This is a genomic window from Jutongia huaianensis, assembly GCF_014384985.1.
GTDB classification, from domain to species: domain Bacteria; phylum Bacillota; class Clostridia; order Lachnospirales; family Lachnospiraceae; genus Jutongia; species Jutongia huaianensis.
This window is the reverse complement of the sequence record NZ_JACRSX010000040.1, coordinates 1-3130: the sequence shown is the minus strand read 5'-3', so window position 1 is coordinate 3130 and position 3130 is coordinate 1. Positions and strand designations below refer to the sequence as shown.

Annotated in this window: 1 rRNA gene; it reads right to left on the bottom strand. The window is 51.4% G+C overall.

Features of this window, described 5'->3' with window-relative positions:
- Window positions 1-21 precede the first annotated feature (21 nt).
- A 23S ribosomal RNA gene (locus tag H8704_RS13870) occupies window positions 22-2914 on the bottom strand.
- Window positions 2915-3130 lie beyond the last annotated feature (216 nt).

Genomic DNA, 3130 nt, shown 5'->3' with positions numbered 1-3130 from the left:
GCAACCAGCTTCCCGTTTCTTTTGGATAAGCCTTCGACCTATTAGTGACAGTCAGCTGCATACGTTACCGTACTTCCACCTCTGCCCTATCTACCTCATCGTCTCTAAGGGGTCTTATGTGATTCCTCACGGGATATCTCATCTTAAGGGGGGCTTCACGCTTAGATGCCTTCAGCGTTTATCCCTTCCAAACTTGGCTACCCGGCTATGCCACTGGTGTGACAACCGGTGAACCAGAGGTTCGTCCAGCCCGGTCCTCTCGTACTAAGGCCAGCTCCTTTCAGATATCCTACGCCCGCGCCGGATAGGGACCGAACTGTCTCACGACGTTCTGAACCCAGCTCGCGTACCGCTTTAATGGGCGAACAGCCCAACCCTTGGGACCTGCTCCAGCCCCAGGATGCGATGAGCCGACATCGAGGTGCCAAACCACTCCGTCGATGTGAACTCTTGGGAGTGATAAGCCTGTTATCCCCAGGGTAGCTTTTATCCGTTGAGCGATGGCAATCCCACTTTCTACCACCGGATCACTAAGTCCTACTTTCGTACCTGCTCCACCCGTCGGTGTCGCAGTCAAGCTCCCTTCTGCCTTTGCACTCTTCGAATGGTTTCCGACCATTCTGAGGGAACCTTTGAGCGCCTCCGATACCCTTTCGGAGGCGACCGCCCCAGTCAAACTCCCCGCCTGACGTTGTCCCCCGGCCGGGTCACGGCCGCAGGTTAGAAATCCAATACTGCAAGGGCGGTATCCCAACAGCGGCTCTGATGCAGCTGGCGCCACATCTTCTTAGCCTCCCGCCTATCCTGTACATACAGTATCGAATCCCAGCATCAAACTAGAGTAAAGCTCCATGGGGTCTTTCCGTCCTGGCGCGGGTAACCAGCATCTTCACTGGTACTTCAATTTCACCGGATGCATTGTCGAGACAGCGCCCAAATCATTACACCTTTCGTGCGGGTCGGAACTTACCCGACAAGGAATTTCGCTACCTTAGGACCGTTATAGTTACGGCCGCCGTTTACTGGGGCTTAAGTTCGCACCTTCGGATTGCTCCTGAGCACTCCCCTTAACCTTCCAGCACCGGGCAGGTGTCAGCCCATATACCTCACCTTTCGGTTTCGCATAGACCTGTGTTTTTGCTAAACAGTTGCTTGGGCCAATTCTCTGCGGCCTTGTTTCCAAGGCACCCCTTCTCCCGAAGTTACGGGGTCATTTTGCCGAATTCCTTAACAATGCTTCTTCCGTCGGCCTTAGGATTCTCTCCTCATCCACCTGTGTCGGTTTACGGTACGGGTCCGTAATACTTTATAGCGGCTTTTCCCGACAGCTGCTCCACATGCTTCGCTACCCTTATGTTCGCTCCGCTTCACGCCTCCGGCTTACATAGGGGATTTGCCTCCTATGCACCTCCTGCGCTTGCACCGGTCTTTCCATTCCCGGCTCATGCTTTGCCTCTGTGTCCCCACATTTCTTATATTACGGAGTACAGGAATCTCAACCTGTTATCCATCGACTACGTCTTTCGACCTCGCCTTAGGCCCCGACTTACCCAGAGCAGATCAGCTTTACTCTGGAAACCTTAGATATTCGGCCAATAGGATTCTCACCTATTTCTCGCTACTCATTCCGGCATTCTCTCTTCTTAACTCTCCACGTCTCCTTACGGTAACGCTTCGCCGTGTTAAGAATGCTCCTCTACCAATCATCTTACGATGATTCCACAGCTTCGGTGTCGTGTTTCAGCCCCGGACATTTTCGGCGCAGGGACTCTCGACTAGTGAGCTGTTACGCACTCTTTGAATGTATGGCTGCTTCTGAGCCAACATCCTAGTTGTCTTCGAATCCCCACATCCTTTTCCACTTAACACGCACTTTGGGACCTTAGCTGGTGGTCTGGGCTGTTTCCCTTTTGACTACCCAACTTATCTCGTGCAGTCTGACTCCGTCAAATCATCTGGCCGGCATTCGGAGTTTGATATTCTTTGGTAAGCTTTGACGCCCCCGCGGAAATTCAGTGCTCTACCTCCGGCAGACTGTTGACAGGCTAGTCCTAAAACTATTTCGAGGAGAACCAGCTATCTCCGAGTTCGATTGGAATTTCTCCCCTACCCACACCTCATCGCCACCCTTTTCAACGGATGTGCGTTCGGTCCTCCACCGCCTTTTACAGCAGCTTCAACCTGGACATGGGTAGATCACCCGGTTTCGGGTCTATGCTATGTGACTGGACGCCCGGTTAAGACTTGGTTTCCCTTCGGCTCCACACTTTAAGTGCTTAACCTTGCCACACCGCATAACTCGCCGGACCGTTCTACAAAAAGTACGCGGTTGCACGTATAGAGTGCTTCCACAGCTTGTAGACACAGGGTTTCAGGTTCTCTTTCACTCCCCTCCCGGGGTTCTTTTCACCTTTCCTTCACAGTACTATGCGCTATCGGTCACTAAGTAGTATTTAGCCTTGGGGGGTGGTCCCCCCGATTTCCCACAAGGTTCCACGTGTCTCGTGGTACTCCGGATCCTGCCGCTGCCTTCCGCTTTCGAGTACGAGGCTTTCACTCTCTCTGGCTGGCTTTCCCAAAACCATTCTTCTAGCTTTCAGCTCACTTATGCAGTCCATTACCCCGCGGTGCACGCACCACGGTTTAGGCTCCTTCCCTTTCGCTCGCCGCTACTCAGGAAATCGATGTTTCTTTCTCTTCCTCCGGCTACTTAGATGTTTCAGTTCACCGGGTTCCCTTCCATACGTTATGTATTGGCGTATGGATGACAGAGGTTTGCTCTGCCGGGTTTCCCCATTCGGATATCTGCGGGTTATCGGATATTTGCTCCTAACCGCAGCTTTTCGCAGCTTATCACGTCCTTCTTCGGCTCTTAGTGCCAAGGCATCCTCCCTGCGCCCTTATCAGCTTAACCTTTACAGTTATCTCTAACTGAGAAACGGTTCCTGATTCTCATCATCATCTGTATAGCGTTACAAATGATGGCTTGTTGCTTTCTCGCATTTGTTAATTCTTAATCTGAATTGACTTCGATTCTTGATCTTTGATCTTAAATCTGCGTTTGGATGTCTGACTTATAACATTCTTTCGTTTGTTATAATCATTTCGATATACAGTTTTCAAGGTACTA